Annotated in this window: 16 protein-coding genes and 1 other annotated feature; of the genes, 13 read left to right on the plus strand and 3 right to left on the minus strand. The window is 50.0% G+C overall.

Annotated features, from left to right (window positions below):
* Positions 1-62: 62 nt before the first annotated feature.
* Complete coding sequence (locus tag I8U19_RS04475) at positions 63-638, plus strand: hypothetical protein (protein WP_033101759.1); 576 nt, start codon at positions 63-65, stop codon at positions 636-638.
* 14 nt (positions 639-652) lie between these two features.
* Here the strand turns inward: I8U19_RS04475 and I8U19_RS04480 are convergent, their stop codons facing one another.
* Positions 653-1969, minus strand: coding sequence for a phytoene desaturase family protein (locus tag I8U19_RS04480; protein ID WP_370589759.1), 1317 nt, complete (start codon positions 1967-1969; stop codon positions 653-655).
* Between the two features lie 189 nt (positions 1970-2158).
* On the opposite strand from I8U19_RS04480, the gene I8U19_RS04485 reads away from it, so the two are divergent.
* The gene (locus I8U19_RS04485; RefSeq protein WP_033101757.1) at positions 2159-2623 is read left to right on the plus strand and encodes a 2-thiouracil desulfurase family protein; all 465 of its coding nucleotides are present in this window, start codon (positions 2159-2161) and stop codon (positions 2621-2623) included.
* Positions 2624-2778: 155 nt separating this feature from the next.
* Here I8U19_RS04485 and I8U19_RS04490 read toward each other — a convergent pair whose 3' ends face one another.
* A complete protein-coding gene (locus I8U19_RS04490; RefSeq protein ID WP_033101756.1) occupies positions 2779-3288 on the minus strand; it encodes a CcdC family protein in 510 nt (169 codons plus the stop codon).
* 167 nt (positions 3289-3455) lie between these two features.
* Positions 3456-3684 (plus strand) — a binding site (T-box leader).
* A gap of 97 nt (positions 3685-3781) precedes the next feature.
* On the opposite strand from I8U19_RS04490, the gene trpS reads away from it, so the two are divergent.
* Both trpS and I8U19_RS04500 read left to right on the plus strand, forming a co-directional pair.
* Positions 3782-4759: a tryptophan--tRNA ligase gene (trpS, locus tag I8U19_RS04495; RefSeq protein ID WP_033101755.1), complete on the plus strand. Its 978-nt coding sequence runs from the start codon at positions 3782-3784 to the stop codon at positions 4757-4759.
* Between the two features lie 186 nt (positions 4760-4945).
* Positions 4946-5557: a sterol desaturase family protein gene (locus I8U19_RS04500; RefSeq protein WP_198055299.1), complete on the plus strand. Its 612-nt coding sequence runs from the start codon at positions 4946-4948 to the stop codon at positions 5555-5557.
* Positions 5558-5604: 47 nt separating this feature from the next.
* Here I8U19_RS04500 and rpsT read toward each other — a convergent pair whose 3' ends face one another.
* Positions 5605-5871 (minus strand): 30S ribosomal protein S20, encoded by a 267-nt coding sequence (gene rpsT / locus I8U19_RS04505; RefSeq protein ID WP_033101754.1) that lies wholly within the window; start codon positions 5869-5871, stop codon positions 5605-5607.
* 162 nt (positions 5872-6033) lie between these two features.
* Between rpsT and gpr the strand changes: the two genes are divergently transcribed.
* The 9 genes from gpr (at position 6034) to dnaK (ending at position 17639) form a co-directional block, all read left to right on the plus strand.
* On the plus strand, positions 6034-7137 hold the full coding sequence (gene gpr, locus I8U19_RS04510) for a GPR endopeptidase (RefSeq protein WP_198055300.1): 1104 nt from the start codon (positions 6034-6036) through the stop codon (positions 7135-7137).
* 325 nt (positions 7138-7462) lie between these two features.
* A complete protein-coding gene (gene spoIIP, locus I8U19_RS04515; RefSeq protein ID WP_033101752.1) occupies positions 7463-8617 on the plus strand; it encodes a stage II sporulation protein P in 1155 nt (384 codons plus the stop codon).
* Positions 8618-8626: 9 nt separating this feature from the next.
* Entirely contained in the window at positions 8627-8977 is a 351-nt protein-coding gene (locus I8U19_RS04520) for a DUF3679 domain-containing protein (protein WP_033101751.1), read from the plus strand.
* A gap of 334 nt (positions 8978-9311) precedes the next feature.
* Positions 9312-11126 carry a translation elongation factor 4 gene (gene lepA / locus I8U19_RS04525; RefSeq protein ID WP_033101750.1) on the plus strand — a complete coding sequence of 605 codons (1815 nt, stop codon included), beginning with the start codon at positions 9312-9314 and terminating at the stop codon, positions 11124-11126.
* A 113-nt stretch (positions 11127-11239) separates the two neighbouring features.
* Complete coding sequence (gene hemW / locus I8U19_RS04530) at positions 11240-12391, plus strand: radical SAM family heme chaperone HemW (protein WP_033101749.1); 1152 nt, start codon at positions 11240-11242, stop codon at positions 12389-12391.
* Positions 12392-12485: 94 nt separating this feature from the next.
* On the plus strand, positions 12486-13511 hold the full coding sequence (gene hrcA / locus I8U19_RS04535) for a heat-inducible transcriptional repressor HrcA (RefSeq protein WP_033101748.1): 1026 nt from the start codon (positions 12486-12488) through the stop codon (positions 13509-13511).
* Positions 13512-13588: 77 nt separating this feature from the next.
* Positions 13589-15133, plus strand: a complete 1545-nt coding sequence (locus tag I8U19_RS04540) for a TCP-1/cpn60 chaperonin family protein (RefSeq protein WP_198055301.1) — start codon at positions 13589-13591, stop codon at positions 15131-15133.
* An 11-nt stretch (positions 15134-15144) separates the two neighbouring features.
* Positions 15145-15762, plus strand: a complete 618-nt coding sequence (gene grpE, locus I8U19_RS04545; protein WP_052154349.1) for a nucleotide exchange factor GrpE — start codon at positions 15145-15147, stop codon at positions 15760-15762.
* Between the two features lie 47 nt (positions 15763-15809).
* A complete protein-coding gene (gene dnaK, locus I8U19_RS04550; protein WP_198055302.1) occupies positions 15810-17639 on the plus strand; it encodes a molecular chaperone DnaK in 1830 nt (609 codons plus the stop codon).
* Positions 17640-17733 lie beyond the last annotated feature (94 nt).

Genomic DNA, 17733 nt, shown 5'->3' on the forward strand with positions numbered 1-17733 from the left:
TGCCACGGAGAGGCCTTTGGCCCAATGATTATGAAAATATAAAAAAGGTGGAATCCCCAACGATGGATGAAAACCGTTTATGTGAACTTCGAAAAAAACAATCCATTTACTCCAATCTGTTCTACCTTTGCATAATCGCACTTCTCTTTGTTTTCCTCTTAGTGGAGCCTGCCGCCCGGCTTGTTTATTTCATCTGGGGTTGCCTGTTTGTCCTGTTCCCGCTCATCAGTTGGTGGATGAAGTCGCCCAATCCGTTTCTTCATCTTTTTCCGGAGATGAGAGAGCTTTATCAGTATGAACGGGACAAGCTGGGGGAGAAGTGGGGAGCCTATTACACTTCCACGTCATTGTTGCTGTTCGTCGTCGGGATTTTTTTCTTCGTCCAGGCTTGGATACGCGAGGGGAACATCCGGTTTGGCGAAGGAATTTCGTGGTGGTATTTTGTTATTGTTCTGCTTTTCTTGATCCTGCTCGGCAATGTTCATTTGCGTAGTCAGGCGCGTCGGATCGACAGCAAAACACCGGAGGAGTTAAAGGATTATGCCAGCGATAAAATGCTGTTTTCATTGGTGTTCGCATCGGTTGCCATCGGAATGACCCTGATCGGCACGATCGTTTACATATTGATGGGAGCGTAAAAAAGCAACCAGCATCAGGCGCTGGTTGCTTTTTTCATTCCTTCCGCCGGAACCGCATGCTCGAGGATATGGCTGGTTACGTTGTAAGCGGAGCTAAAGGAAAGTTCCGAAAGCTGTCCGTCTCCTTCACACCAGTCACCGGCAAAGTAGGCATTGGGCAAGCTGTAAAATTTGACCGGCATCAAGCGTTGATCCTCAATGCATTTGATTTCCTGGACAGTCGCTTTTTTGGAAATGCGCTTGGCGACAAGGCGTTCACGCCAGCCGGGGAAATGCTTGTCATAGACGGATTCGATAGTCGCCACTTTTTCATCCGCTTTTCCTTCTGCAATCTCTTGTTCGTTGAGGTAGGCAACCGCTTGCATCAGCTGTCCCCCGTCAGGAACGCAGGTTGTATCGTAGTAGGAAATGTCGGTGATAAAGACGCGTTGCGCTTTTTGATAAATGTAGGTGAACGGGCTGGAAATCCGCTCGCTTAAACCGACATCATAGACAACGACTTGCGTAGGCACATAGTGGCTGTATTCCTCAAAATATTTGGCGAATGGAGTGTCGGCGAACAATTGGCATAACTCTTTTGGAGGAATGCAGAAAATAATATAATCAGCTTCGTATTTTTCTTCTTTTCCATAAACAGCGGTAATCCGGTTGCCATCGAGTTCGATTTTGGTTACTTTTTCTTTGGTGATGATTTTGCTGCCGTTTTTTTCAATGATTTCCGCAAATGAATCAACAATTGCCTGCCATCCGCCGCCGATGTAGCTGACAGCGCGTTGTGTGGCAAACAGCCGTTTATAATATTGGAAAAAGAGGGGGGACGGAATTTTTTCCGGTTCATTGGTAAAAAAGTTGGATGAAGCGATGGTCAACAAAAGATCCCTCACTTGGGGAGTTTCCTTTTGCAGATAATCTCCGATTAACACGCCGGGTTCTCCCCGTTCAAGAGAAGACATCGTTTTGAAGACTTCGTAAGCAAAGCGCCATTTATTCTGTGAATCCAACACTTTGGTGCGATACAATCCTTCGAGTGTTGCAGGCATGGGGGTGGTGAAAGTTCCCATGTCATAAAAGGCTTTGGAAGGTGAAAAATCTTTCCAGTCAACCTTCAGTCCGATTTCATGTTCATACTTGCGCAGGATCGATTTATCTCGCGCATAAATGGCATGGGCTCCAAAATTGAAATTAAACCCTTTCATCGGAATGGAAATTGCGCGCCCTCCGAGCTTCGGTGCCTTTTCCAGCAAGGTTACTTTGCAACCATTGTAAGCGAGTCGAGCTGCGGCGCTCAGTCCGGCAAGTCCTCCACCCACTACAATCACTTTATCAGACACAAGAAACACACTCCTTGGGAAACGGTTACATTTTAAACCATCTTGTATCAACCACTTACACTATTGTAACAAGTTTGAAATGAATCGGATAGTGTTTTATTCATGTTCGCAAATTTCGTGCGAATCTGTAGGCGTGTTATGATTGAGGAAGATAAACGAAAGCATCTGAGAAGCAAAGGAGGGGGCAAAGTGACCAAAAAAGTGGTCAGTGCCTGTTTTGCCGGCATTCACTGCCGCTATGACGGACGGCACAATGCGGTGGAGGCGATTCAAAAATTGATCAGGGAAGGGGAGGCGATCCCGGTCTGTCCGGAACAGCTCGGCGGACTGTCCACTCCCAGAAATCCGGCTGAGATTGTCGGCGGTGACGGGGACGATGTGCTGGAAGGAAAAGCACGTGTGATCGACAACCAAGGCAATGATGTGACCGATGCCTTTATCCGGGGAGCCTATGAAACGTATCGCATCGCGAAGACGGTGGGAGCGAACGAAGCCATTTTAAAAGAAAAAAGTCCGTCTTGCGGCAGTTGCTGCATCTATGACGGCACTTTCCAGGGGAAAACGAACCCGGGTGCCGGCGTGACCACTGCCTTGCTGCGACGAAAAGGGATTAAAGTGATTTCGGAGGACACCTTTTCAGAAAAAAGAATATAATGGATGAAACGAAAGAATAAATCCGATGATAAAGAATGAAAGCCTGCATTTTTGGCGGAAGAAGGTGCCACCCGGACCAGCCATCCGAAACAAAGGACCAACCCCCGATCTGCGGCGCATTTTCATGAAAAAAAAGCCCCCGGACAAGGTGGGGGCTAGGCTTCGGCATTGGCTTTTTCCAAGGAGTTTTTCTCTTGCAATTTCCTGTATTTCAGATACATTGCCAGTCGCCATGGCAACAGCATGCCAAACGCAAGGATGAAGAAGAGCGCCGCTGTTTGTTCCACGCTGATCAGGTGTTCGAGATAGTCATGGAGTACCATGCGCAGGATAAACAGACCGATCAGGATGAGAATAAAAGCGCGCGAACGTTTCAGATAAACTTTGCCATCGATCATTTCAAAATGAGATGTTTTGATCAGAGGGTACGAAAACAAAAGGGCACCGGCCAAAAAAGCGACCCCGGCCCAAGCCCATGGAACGCGCATCGGCGGGTAGAGAAACATCAGGAAACCCGTGCTCATGCCCAGTGGAGGGATGAGAATTTTTCTCGCGTTCGTTGGCTTATTGGTTGCCCGCAGGCGGATGACAATCACCATGGAGGCCATGATTAAAGCAAAAATCGGGGCTACAAAATTTAAACTGATCGGAAAGGAATGCACCATAACCGTCCCTCCTGTTTCTAGAAAAAAGCTAGCACAATTCCCGGGGTTTGTAAATAAGTATGCTTGACTTTTCAGCAAAATTGCAGGAAAATACATTTCAATAAGTATCTTTTGCCGGCAATGCCTGCCTCATACCTAGAGCCGGTACAAACGAAAATAACATAGAACAAGCAGCGATGAGAAAGAATAGTAATGCGGCAGTGGCTGTGCAGAGAGTTGGCGGAGGGTGCGAGCCAATCAGCCGGCCGCATGAATGGGCTTTGGAGCTGTTTTCCTTAACGATGCCATATCAAGTAGGGAAAACCGGGATGATCCCGTTATAGCTAAGAGTGTGCCTCTCTGATGTACAGGAGAGGCAAAGAAGGGTGGTACCGCGAGAATCAGCTCGTCCCTTGCCGGGGACGGGCTTTTTTGTGTGAAATTGTTGCAGGCCGGGTCAATCGCGATTCTGCCAAATGCCGGCAAATCATGATGGTTCAAAAGGAGTGAGAAGATGAAACGTGTCTTATCCGGTGTCCAACCGACCGGCAATATCCATATAGGCAATTATCTTGGCGCCATGAAGCAATTCGTTGAGTTGCAGAATGAGGCGGAATGTTATTTTTGTGTAGTCAATCTCCATTCCCATACCGTTCCCCAGGATCCCCGTCAGCTGTTGGAGAAAACGCGGGATGTGGCGGCGCTTTACCTGGCGATCGGGATTGATCCCGAAAAAGCGACGATCTTTGTCCAATCCCAGATTCCCGCCCATGCGGAAGCATGCTGGTTGTTGCAGTGTGTAGCCCGCGTTGGCGAGCTTAACCGCATGATTCAATTTAAGGAGAAAAGCAAAGGATCTGAAGCGGTGACGGCAGGCTTGTATACCTATCCGGTATTGATGGCCGGTGATATTTTGCTCTATCATGCGACACATGTTCCCGTCGGTGAGGATCAAAAGCAGCACTTGGAGTTGACGAGGGATATTGCTGAACGGTTTAACCGCGATTACAAAGAAATCTTTACAATCCCCGAGCCGTTGATCGGCAAAGTGGGAGCCCGCATCATGTCCCTCGATAATCCGGAGAAAAAGATGAGCAAAAGCACGGAAGGGGCGTACAGCAACATCACGCTGCTCGATGAGCCGAAATTGATTGAGAAAAAAATCAAGCGCGCCGTTACCGATTCGGAAAACCTGGTTCGCTATGACCCGGAAAACAAACCGGGTGTGAGTAATCTGCTTTCCATTTACAGCCTGCTCTCCGGCAAAACGATTTCCGAACTGGAACGGCAATATGAAGGTGCCGGTTATGGCCAGTTTAAAAAAGACCTGGCGGAAGCAACTGTTCAGCACTTGCAGCCGATCCAGGAGAAGTTCCGGGAAATCCGCGGTTCTTCCTATTTGGATGATGTGCTGAAAATCGGTGCGGAAAAAGCAGGTGCAGTTGCGGAGAAGACATTGCGACAAATGAAAGATGCGATGGGGATTTTATAGTGAGTCAATAAGCGGAGGACATTCCAATGGGCGGAATGTCCTCATTTTGAAACTCACCGAAAGCGGTGAATCAATATTGATGAAAGACAGGGAATTCACGAGATCTTCCGTGAAGGAGTTATGAAGGAAGCGCCCGCGGGATGTTATAATGAAAAGAAAGGATAAGTTCGCGAAAGGAGTGAACCGATGCGGCGTTATTTATTTGAATTTTTCTTTTTTCCAGATATTTTCGTGATGAGTCTGGTCTGTGTCTGCGGTCTGGGGTTGACATTGGCATGGGCGAACAGTCTTGTGACGGTGGCGGTGTTCTTGGGCGGAGTCGCCCTATATGCCATCGCTGAGTACGGAACCCATCGTTTTTTATTTCATCTTCCTCCGCCGAAGCATCCTTTTTTGTTGAAGCTGTTAAAGCGGTTACATTATGATCATCATGAAGACCCCGATAAACTGGAATTGCTCTTTTTGCCGCTGTGGTACAGTGTTCCCCAGTTTGTCCTCGTCGGGAGCATCGTTTACCTGGTGACGGGGAAAATCGCGATCACAACCACTTTTTTAAGCGGTGCTGTGCTCTATCATTTATATTATGAATGGAAACATTATATCGCGCACCGGCCGATCAAGCCTCTCACCCCATGGGGGAAGAAATTGAAAAAATATCATTTGTTGCACCATTTCAAGAACGAGCATTACTGGTTTGGCGTGACCAATCCGGCCATGGATCACCTTTTTCGGACTTTTCCCGATGAATCCGGGGTGGAGATGAGCCGGACGGCGCGAAAATTGGCGGATAAAAAATAAAAGCGACCCAATCGATGTGGGTCGTTTTTTCATGTAAAAGAAAGATATTAAGCTTCGAGTGCCTGATATTTTTTGGTGAGGCGGGATTTTTTGCGAGCAGCCGCATTTTTGTGGATCAAACCTTTGGTTACGGCTTTATCCAAGCTGCGGGTTGCTGCTTTCAAAAGCACAGCGGCTTGTTCTTTATCTTGTTGGTCAACGGCTGCCAAGAATTTTTTTACGGCCGTGCGCATCGCCGATTTTTGAGAAGCATTGCGGGCGCGGCGCACTTCGTTGGTTTTGGCGCGTTTGATTGCGGATTTAATGTTTGCCAAGACGTTCACCTCCTGAGGGAAGGGTTTCCGCATCCCAATAATGCAACATGCAATATTCTAGCATGAGGCTCTGCAAAAAGCAACAACGGTCATGAGCAGAATAAATGAGAGGCAAAGAAGCAAACTAAGAGTGGAAACAGGCAAAAAAAGGGGATATATTGGATGAATCAAGCGTCGGAACACCAGATTGATTTGAGTATGTACAATATTCGCACGGATTTGGCCCGCGAAGCTCATGACATGGTGACCCGGGAGCAAGGGCGGGGAAGTTCCATTCCGGGCGTTCGCAAACAGGAAGAGACACAGGACGGGATTACGACCAGTTGGATCTGGATTGACAGCGAAGATGCCGGTGAGCAGATGGGCAAACTGCCGGGTACTTACCTGACGATTGAAGTGCCCGGTCTTCGGTCGGGAGATTCCATGCTGGAAAAGCGCGTATCGCAACATTTTGCTGAGCAATTCAGCCGTTTCCTCAATGAAGTCGGCATTAAGCCGAATGATTCCTGCCTGGTAGTGGGGCTTGGAAACTGGGATGTAACGCCGGATTCACTCGGACCGCTCGTCGTCAAGCACACCCTGGTCACCCGTCATCTCTTTAAATTGCAGCCGGAAACGGTTGCCGAAGGGTATCGCAGCGTTTCCGCCCTCTCGCCGGGGGTGCTCGGGACGACCGGGATAGAAACGAGTGAAATTGTGCGCGGGGTGGTGCAGAAATCAAAGCCTGATTTTGTGATCGCGTTTGATGCACTGGCCTCAAGGGCCTTGTCCCGGGTCAATACGACGATTCAGATTGCTGATACGGGAATTCAGCCGGGGTCCGGTGTCGGAAACAATCGCAAGGCGTTGACCAAGGAGTTTTTGGGTGTGCCCGTTCTGGCCGTTGGTGTTCCCACCGTCGTGGATGCCGTCACCATTGCCCATGACACCATCGATTATGTGATTTCCCACCTCGGCCGGGAATTGCACGGGGTGAAAAATAACCCGCTTGATCCTCACAACCGGCCTTCGGTAAAAGATCTGGAAAACTATCAAGCTCCGCCGGAGACCAGCAACCGCATGCTGGGGATGTTTGGCAGCCTGAACTCGGATGAGAAAAGGCAACTGATTCATGAAGTGCTGGCACCTTTGGGGCAAAATCTGATCGTTACCCCGAAGGAGGTGGATTCCTTCATTGGCAATATGGCCAAATTGATCGCCAACGGACTGAACTGCGCCCTGCATGAGGCTGTAACCATGAAAAATGTGGCTTCGCATGTGCAATAAAACATTTGATTTCCTCCCGGCTAATCCGGGAGATGTGCGGGCAATACAGAAGCACTTTCGCAGAACAAAATATTGTTTCCATTTGGCGCGAATCCCGTTGTCCGGCTTCCCCGGGGAACGGGATTCTTGTTTGGAGTTTGGGACATCCGCGTGGAACGGGGCTCGTTGAGTTTCAAAAGCAAGATTTTTTATCCTTTTCCGCCTGCCGCTCTCTGCCGGCCGCCGTGAGGTCTCAATCTATTTCTAGCAAATTCAGTTAATCGGTTCTACCTGTTTGCCGGTTTTCATAGATTAGGGTGAGACAAGCAGATAGAGGGTGAACCGAATGAGAAGTCGCTACCGTGGTTTCTTGACGCTGAATATGGCGCGTCCGAAAACGAGGCAGAGGTTTGTGTTTTTATTTTTGGCAGCGGCTGTTCTTTTTTCCTTTGTCGGTGCGCTGGCAATGGTTCAAGCGGAACAGAGTTTGACAGGGTCGGATCTCAGCAGGGTGACGTCTCATCTTTCCCCGCAAACACTCAGCATGATCGTCGGGGAAAGCATTCCCTATTTCCAGGAGAAAATTCAGACGGCCGGTTTGGAAGAGATTATCTCGCGGACGGCGTTTGAGTTGATGACGAGTATCGATTTTCGTGATCCACGCACTTTTCTGGGCAAAGAGCTGCCGTTGTACGCATTGTTCGACAGCGAGATTGACGTGGCCAGCAGCGATGTGGATTATACTTCGATCCCGATCGAATCACCGCCGCCGCCTGATCTCGATAAACAGATTATGAAGGCGATGGAGCATCCCGATGAAGACAAAACGAGCACCGACCCGGGAAGTATCAAAACGAAGCAAGTGATTATTTATAACACCCATTTTTGGGAATCTTTTTTGCCGGAACTCCATAAAACAAATCCCGACCAGGCCACTGATCTGAATCGCAATATTACCCTCGTTTCCAAGCATTTGGCGAAGCAGCTGGAAAAGATGGGCATCGGCGCCGTCACAACCGAACGGAAGTATACATGGAATTCCGGTGCGTATGTGCAATCGCGCAAAATGGTGCTCTCTGTCTTGAAGCAATACCACAGCATCAGTTATATGATCGATATTCATCGCGATTCACGAAGGCGCGACAAGACGACAAAAGTGTTTGACGGCAAACCGTATGCGAGGCTCGCGTTTGTAGTCGGCAAGGCGAGCACGCACTTTGAGGACAACCTGAGCCTTGCCCGCGAGATGCACAAGCGGATCAACGAGTTATATCCCGGTTTGTCCCGGGCGGTGATTATTAAAGAGAGAGGAAATGGGAACAACGGGGAATATAATCAATCTTTATCGCCCAACAGCATGCTGGTTGAAGTGGGCGGGGTGGATAATTCATTCGCTGAAGCGAATCGGTCGATTGAGGTTTTGGCCCGGGTTTTGGCCGATATAATCCATGAGGGAACCGTGGTTACAGCCCGGCCGGATGCAACGGAGGCAGGTAAATGAGGTGACAGGATGCGCGTTTTGGTGCAGATCGTTTGTATGATCGGAATGTTGGTGACGGGGATTTTCGTCGGAATCGACAGGGCTGAGCAAAATATGCAAAAGATGCAGGGAACCATGGGGGCGCCGCGCGCGATCCAGATTACTCCACAGGATGGAAAAATCGAAATTGCGGTGCTGGGACAAGTCGTTGAAACGAAAAATCCCGTGCCAAAGGTGGCAGCGAAAGTAAGAGAGACGGTAACCAGCCAACAGGAGAAAAACGGAACCAATTATTTGGCGGTGGTGGGAAACGAAGTGGGAACGGGGCTCAAAAACCTTTCCCGTAAGGTGATGAATTTCATTTTTGCCCTGGCCGAGTAAAGATAGGCAGGAGTTGTATACGGGGGCAAAGGAGCATGATGTTCCTTTGTTTTTTTTTGTGTATTTAATTTGTGCATTTAATAAGATAAGAATGTTTTGTGTGAAAACGCGTTGCAGCAGCCGTCGGCTCCGGCCTCCCTGTGTTCCAGATGTCCGTTCGGCGGTTTCGCTTCCCGGCCGTGTCTGGCTTTCCGCTGGTTGTGGCGGCGAGTCATGACCGATTTTGTCATCGCTTCAGAGAGTCAGGGACAGGAAACTCATTGAAGAGAGGGTTTGGGGCTGATATAATTAAGCAATGCAGTCCTCGATTGATGCAGGAGGGAAATGAACGGGAATGGATAACAAAGAACAACGTGCAATGATTCGTAACTTTTCCATCATTGCCCATATCGACCATGGGAAATCGACACTCGCTGACCGAATCTTGGAAAAGACGGGAGCGCTGACCGAACGGGAGATGCAGGAGCAGTTCCTGGACAAAATGGATTTGGAACGGGAGCGCGGCATCACCATCAAATTGCAGTCGGTTCGCCTTCCGTATAAAGGAAAAGACGGGAAAGAGTACATTCTGAACTTGATTGATACACCGGGTCATGTGGATTTTACCTATGAGGTGTCGAGAAGCCTTCAGGCGTGCGAAGGCGCCCTGCTGGTCGTCGATGCCTCGCAGGGAGTGGAAGCGCAAACGTTGGCCAATGTTTATCTGGCGCTTGAAAATGACCTGGAAATCATTCCCGTTATCAATAAAATTGACTTGCCCAGCGCGGAACCGGAGCGCGTCAAACAGGAGATTGAAGATGTGATCGGACTGGATGCCAGCGATGCAGTTCTCGCATCGGCCAAGGCGGGGATCGGCATCGAAGAGATTTTGGAGCGGATTGTGGAAAAAGTGCCGGCTCCGGAAGGTGATCCCGATGCTCCGCTTCGTGCGCTGATCTTTGACTCCGTTTATGATTCGTACCGGGGTGTCATCATTTATATGCGTGTCGTCGACGGAACGATTAAAAAAGGCATGCGCATGAAAATGATGGCCACGGGTAAAACATATGAAATTACCGAAGTGGGGGCTTTTACGCCCCATCAGGTTCCGATGGAACAGCTTTCCGTCGGTGAGGTTGGATACGTTTGTGCCAACATCAAAAACGTCAAGGATACGCGCGTGGGGGATACGATCACCGATGCGGACCGCCCGGCCAAAGAGCCGCTGCCCGGGTATCGCCGCATTAATCCGATGGTGTTTTGCGGGTTGTATCCGGTCGATTCCTCCGAATACGATGATTTGCGGGAAGCACTGGAAAAATTGGAGCTGAATGATGCGTCGCTCACCTACGAGCCGGAGACCTCAAGTGCGCTCGGATTTGGTTTTCGCGCGGGTTTCCTCGGTCTGCTTCACATGGAGATTATTCAGGAGCGGATTGAGCGCGAATTTGGCGTGCAGCTCATCACTACTGCTCCAAGCGTTGTTTACAAGGTGTATCAGACCGACGGATCCGTGCTGGAGATCGAAAATCCGACACTGATGCCGCCGCAGCAAAAAATCGATCGGGTGGAAGAACCTTATGTGAAGGCCACCATTTTGGTGCCGAATGATTATGTTGGGGCTGTAATGGAGATTTGCCAGAACAAACGCGGTCAATATGTCGATATGACGTATATTGATACCAACCGCGTCAGCCTCGTTTATGAATTGCCGCTCGCAGAAATCGTTTATGACTTCTTCGACCAGCTGAAATCAGGGACAAAAGGGTATGCCTCCTTCGACTATGAACTGATCGGCTACAAGCCGTCCAATCTGGTCAAAATGGATATCCTGCTGAATGGCGAAGTCGTCGATGCCCTTTCCTTTATTGTGCATCGCGATCGCGCATACCATCGCGGCCGCGCCCTGGTGGAAAAACTGAAAAAATTGATTCCGCGCCAGATGTTTGAAGTGCCGATCCAAGCGGCCATCGGCAATAAAGTGGTTGCGCGGGAAACGATCAGTGCCATGCGCAAAAACGTGCTGGCCAAATGCTACGGCGGGGATATCAGCCGGAAACGCAAATTGCTGGAGAAACAGAAAGAAGGGAAAAAGCGGATGAAAGCGGTCGGCAGCGTCGAGGTGCCGCAGGAAGCTTTTATGGCCGTGTTGAAAATCGACGACAAATAATCACATCAACCATGCCGTAAGCATCGATGCCGGAACGTCCGTCAGCAGGGAAGGCTTGCCCGCTTTGCCGGACACGCGGCCTGTTGCTTGCGGCATTTTTAGGAGGTGGGCAAATGCCGCCCCAAGCCGTATACATTCATATTCCTTTTTGTACAAATAAATGCCATTACTGCGATTTTACTGCTTATGTCGTGAACGGGCAGCCGGTGGATGATTATCTTTCCGCCCTCGGACGGGAGATGGCTCTCGCTGTGGCAGAAACTCCCCCGGCTGAGATCCGCTCGATTTTTATCGGCGGAGGAACGCCCACTGTCCTGACACCGGCTCAGATGAGGAAATTGCTGGACGATATTCGCCGCTATTTCCCGAACCGGGCCGCCGACTGTGAATTCACGGTCGAGGCCAATCCCGGCACCACCGGTCCGGAACTGCTGGAAGCCATGCTCGAGGGCGGGGTTAATCGCATCAGTTTTGGCGCCCAAACGTTTCGTCCTGATCTGCTTCAGCGGATCGGGCGCATTCACGGGGTTGAAGAGATCGGACAAAGCGTCCGGCTGGCACGGGAGGCCGGTTTTGCGAATATTTCCCTCGATTTGATGTTCGGCCTGCCGACACAGACAGTGGAAGATATGAAACAGACGCTGGAATCGGCGATTGCACTGGGACCCGAGCACTTTTCCTGCTACAGCCTGAAAATCGAGGAAGGGACGCTTTTTCACCATTTGTATGAACGAAATGAACTGCCGTTGCCCTCCGATGATGAGGAGTTCACCATGTATCAGATGCTGCGCTCCCATTTGAAACAGCACGGCTATGAGCAATATGAAGTGAGCAATTTTGCGCAGCCGGGATTTGAGAGCAGGCACAATTGCACGTATTGGCTCAACGAAGAGTATTATGGACTGGGAACAGGGGCGCACGGATACGTGGAAGGGGTTCGCTATGCCAATATCAAAGGGGTCAAAGAATATATTGCGCGTTTGACGGCCGGCAGGCGTCCTGTGGCTGAATCGTATCGCGTCGAACGGGAAGAAGAGATTGAGAATTTCATGATTCTGGGCTTGCGCTTGCTCGCAGGTGTAAGCCGGTCACGGTTCAGGGAACGTTTCGGGGTCAGCATCGAGGATGCGTTTGGCAGCGTTTTGCGGCAATTATTTGAACAAAAGCGATTGGTGCAGCAGGGAGACCGCATCGCCCTGACTGAACAGGGGCTTCTCTTTGGCAATGAGGTATTTGCCTCATTTCTCGGTGGCGTGGAATTATAAGCGGACCAATTGACATCATATTTCCCGTTTGGTAATTTTAAATTAGTATTTTTAGCACTCGTTTCCTTGGAGTGCTAACAAGGAGGGGAGGCAGATGTTAACTGAGCGACAAAAACGGATTCTCTGGGCCGTCATCGACGATTATATCGTTTCGGCTGAACCTGTCGGCTCCCGTACTGTTTCCAAAAAGAAGGGTGTCGGGTTTAGCGCGGCCACGATTCGCAACGAAATGGCTGATCTGGAAGAGATGGGGTTTTTGGAGCAACCGCATACATCTGCCGGAAGAATACCTTCACAAAAAGGGTATCGTTTTTACGTGGACCATTTGTTACAACCGTATATGTGGTCAAAAGATGATCTGATGGCCCTGCACGATTTTTATGCCATGAAAGTTGATCATGTGGAACAAGCGATTAAACACGCAAATTCCATTCTGTCCCAAATGACCAATTACATGACGTTTATTCTGGGGCCGAGATTGTCTGAGAGCAAGCTAAAAGCCTTGCAGATTGTACCGTTGCATGATCGTGCCGCTGTCAGCATTCTGGTGACCGATACGGGATATGTTCATCGGCAGCATGTGATCGTCCCGGAGGGCGTTTCTCTGTCCGCAATTGAACGATTAGTCAATCTGCTCAATTATCGGCTGACGGGGGTACCGATCGCGAAGTTAAAGGCGATTGTCAAGCATGAACTGTCAGAAGAGCTAAAACGGCATGTGGAGCATTTTGATAAGTTGACGGATCTGTTGGATACCATTTTAAAAGCAGAGCTGGAAGAACGCGTTTATACCAGTGGCACAACCCGAATTCTGGACCAGCCGGAGTTCCGGGACGTGGAAAAAATGAAATCGATCCTGGATCTGGTCGAAGAAAGTACGGTGCTGGTTCAATTGTTCAACTCCGACAAAGAAGGGGTTCAAGTGCGGATCGGGGATGAAAATGATTTGGAGGCAGTAAATGATTGCAGCATTATCACTGCTTCCTATATGATAAATGGCGAACCTGTTGGCACGATCGGTGTGCTCGGCCCGACGCGGATGAATTATGGTCGGGTGATCGGCGTTCTTGAATTTTTGGCTCATGATTTTTCCAGACGGATCAGTGCATGGTTTGAGTGAGAACAGGAGTTTACGCATCTTTGGGGGTTCAGTTGCTGAATCCCTCTCCCTATATATAGAAAGGAAGGGAAGCCAAGGTGCCTGATCATGAATACGTAACGGTGAAGGACGAGACCCGGCTCTCAGCTCTAAAAAGCAATGCGGATGCAGTCAGGTCAGTGGCTTCTGCAGTCGCTTCCACATTGGGACCTAAAGGGTTGGACACGATGCTGGTCGATGACAACCATCGGGTGATTGTGACCAATGATGGTGTCACGATTCTGGATCGTATGGAAATCAGTCATCCTGCAGCCAAAATGATTGTCAATGTAGCCAAGTCTCAGCAGGAAGAAGTCGGAGACGGAACGACGACGGCAACGTTGCTAACCGCAGCGCTGGTGGAAGAAGGCGTAAAACAGGTGGTGAAGGGCGTACCTGTGACGAAGGTCATCGCCGGAATCGATCGCGGAATTCGGTTTGCGTTGCGTAAAATGAAGGAAAAAGCAAGACCGATTTACGAATTAGATGATGAATGGCTGCAACGGATCGCTTTTACCGCCAGCAGGGAAAACGAAGATATTACGATGGCCGTCATTGAGGCTGCCCATTTGGTGGGACGCGAGAAATTATTGGATCAGAACTTCAAGCTCGCCGATTGCATCATCGCTCATCCGCGTGTGGATAACAGCGTCTTTTCGGGAATGGTGATCAACCGGCAGCGGATGAATCAGCAAATGCCGCGCAAAAAGGATCACACGCGCGTTTTGGTTCTGAGCGATGCCCTGGAACCTGATTCGGCGGAAAAGAACGGTGCTGGCGAAGCTTCGGCGAAACAGGAAAATGTAAATGAAGCTTTTTATGTCCTATTGGAACATCTGATCCATTTGCAAGTGGGGCTGATCGTCACTTCCAAAGGGGTGGATCCCTATGCGGAAGAGGTTCTGACCGATGCAGGAGTGATTGTGGTAACGGATGTCAGCCAAGCGGACCTGGAAGAGGTCGCCGAACATACGGGTGCACGGATCGTAACAAGGAGCGGACTGAAAAAGTCGCTCGAGGCTTTGGAATCGACTCTGGGTTCCTGTGCAGGCGTGATCGATGATGAGCGCCTTGGCAAACTGCGCATTCTCGGCGGTAAAGGACGTCCGATGGCCACATTGATCGTGGGTGCACAAACGGAAGAGGTTGTAAGAGAGCGGGAAAGGATTGCCAAAGATGCAGCATCGGCCGTGCAAGCAGCCGTGTGCGGAGGATTTTTGCCCGGCGGAGGTGCGGTTGAATTGGCGCTCGCCCGCGATGTTGAGCGCTTTCGTGATATGGTGCAGGGAATGGAGCGGTTTGGCGTTTCTGTTGTGGCAGAATGTTTGGAACGCCCGATGAGTCAGGTTGTGGCCAATGCAGGCTTTAATCCGCTGGAAAAAATCGAGGCGGTCAAAGCGCTTCAGATGAAACGGCAATCCGATTCTCTGGGCATTGATTGCGACCGCGGAACGATTGTGGACATGGTGGAAATGGGTGTTGTTGATCCGCTTCCCGTCAAGGCAAATGCCTTAAAAACTGCCGGTGAAGTAGCCGTTGCCATTTTGCGCATCCATACCATCGTGAAGATGAAGCCGGTTCCGATCCCTGAACAGTCAGGATAGGAGGATTGAAAATGGATCGAGAAAGAGAAGAGCTCCAGCCAAACGCTGGCAGCCAACCTTTTTCGGGCAAGAACGAAGCTGAGGGGCAAGAAAGCGTACATACTGGAGATACTTCTCCGGAAAATTCAGCTTCTCCCGATGAAGTGATTTCCGCCTTGAAGCGGGAATTGGAGGAAGCAAAAAAAGAAGCTGAGAACTGGCAGGCGAAGGCCGAGCAGCATCGGGAGCATTACATGCGCGCGCTTGCCGATTTGGAAAATTATCGGCGCAGGGCGCGCAAAGAAAAAGAAGATGCTATAAAATATAGCGTAGTTCCTCTCTTGGAATCGCTTCTTCCCGTTCTGGACAACTTCGAGCGTGCTCTGGATGCAGCTGATGACAGCGGGAATGTAAAGACGTTGCAGGAAGGGATCGAAATGGTTTACCGCCAGTTTTTGAACGCTTTATCCCAGGCGGGACTCACCCTTATTGAAACCGAGGGCAGACCGTTTGACCCTCATGAACATAATGCCGTCATGCAAGTTGAAAGCAGCAGTCATGAACCCGGAACGATTGTGGAAGAACTTCAGCCGGGATATCGCTATTTGGATCGTGTGATCCGTCCTTCCATGGTAAAAGTGAGCAAATGAGAAAAGGTTCATTTACCTTTGTGAAAACAGGTAGGAGGTAGTAGTCTATGGGTAAAGTTATCGGGATTGACTTGGGTACAACGAACTCTTGCGTTGCTTTCATGGATGGAAGCGAAGTCGTTGTTATCCCCAACGCGGAAGGTGCCCGCACCACTCCATCCGTGGTCGGTTTTTCCAAGACGGGCGAACGTCTCGTCGGTGAAGCGGCCAAACGGCAAGCAATTACCAACCCGGACAAAACCGTGATTTCGATCAAGCGCCATATGGGTACCAACCATAAGGTAAAAATCGATGATAAATCATATACCCCGCAGGAAATTTCGGCGATGATTCTGCAAAAGCTGAAACAGGATGCCGAAGCTTATCTTGAAGAGCCGGTTACCCAGGCTGTCATCACTGTGCCGGCATACTTTAATGACAGCCAGCGTCAGGCGACGAAAGATGCCGGACGGATCGCCGGGTTGGAAGTGCTGCGCATCATCAACGAGCCGACCGCAGCTGCTCTCGCTTACGGTCTCGACAAAGCGGAAGATCAGAAAATTCTCGTGTTTGACCTCGGCGGCGGTACGTTCGACGTTTCCATTTTGGAACTTGGTGACGGTGTATTTGAAGTTTTGGCCACCAGCGGGGATAACAAGCTGGGCGGGGATGACTTCGACCAAGTGATCATTGATTATCTGATTGAGGAGTTTAAAAAGGAAAACGGAATTGATCTGCGCAATGACAGCGCTGCGCTTCAGCGTTTGAAAGTCGAAGCGGAAAAAGCGAAAAAAGACTTGTCCGGTCTTTTGACAACAACGATTTCGCTTCCGTTCCTGGCTTCCGATGAAACGGGACCAAAGCATCTCGAAGTTACCCTGACGCGGGCCAAGTTTGAAGAGCTGAGTGCCGATCTCATTGAACGCACGATGGGGCCGACCCGTCAGGCATTGAGCGATGCAGGTCTTCAGCCGAGCGATATCGATAAAGTGATTCTGGTCGGAGGATCGACCCGGATTCCGGCTGTTCAGGAAGCGATCAAACGCCTGATTGGCAAAGAGCCGAGCAAAGGGGTAAACCCTGATGAAGTAGTGGCCATGGGTGCAGCGATCCAGGGCGGCGTGCTCTCCGGGGATGTGAAGGATATCGTATTGCTGGACGTTACCCCGCTCTCGCTGGGAATTGAAACGCTGGGCGGCGTTTTCACTAAACTGATCGAGCGCAACACGACGATTCCGACGGAAAAATCGCAGATCTTCTCCACTGCGGCTGACAATCAAACCTCGGTTGACATCCACGTGTTGCAAGGAGAACGCCCGATGGCTGCGGACAACAAGACGCTCGGACGCTTCCAGTTGACCGATATTCCTCCGGCTCCGCGCGGGATTCCGCAAATCGAGGTAACCTTTAAGATCGATGCCAACGGAATCGTGAACGTGTCGGCCAAGGATAAGGCAACCGGCAAAAGCCAGGCGATCACCATTCAGTCTTCTAGCGGATTGAGCGACGAAGAGATTGAACGCATGGTAAAAGAAGCGGAAATGTACGCAGATCAAGACCGGAAGCGCAAAGAAAAAGTGGAGCTTCGCAATAAGGCAGACCAACTGATTTTCACGGCAGAAAAAACGATCAAAGACCTTGGCGACAAAGTGGACAGCGCCGATGTGGAAAAAGCGAACGCTGCCAAAGACAATTTGAAAAAAGCGTTGGAACAGGACGATGACGACGCGATTAAAAAAGCGACAGAGGAGCTGGAACAAGCGGTTCAACAACTGTCCATCAAACTTTATGAACAAATGCAGCAACAGGCGGCGCAAAACCAAGGCGGTGAAAAGGCTTCGAAAAAGGATGACAACGTTGTCGACGCCGAGTATGAAGAAGTAAAAGAAGATAAATAAAGATCATTTACGGAGGAGAGGAAAGAGTTCTCCTCGACGAGGAAAGTCATTGTCGGGGCTCTGCCTTGACATGGCTTTTCTCTTTTTGTGGGAT

Source organism: Thermoactinomyces sp. CICC 10523, from assembly GCF_016055105.1.
GTDB lineage: Bacteria > Bacillota > Bacilli > Thermoactinomycetales > Thermoactinomycetaceae > Thermoactinomyces_A > Thermoactinomyces_A daqus.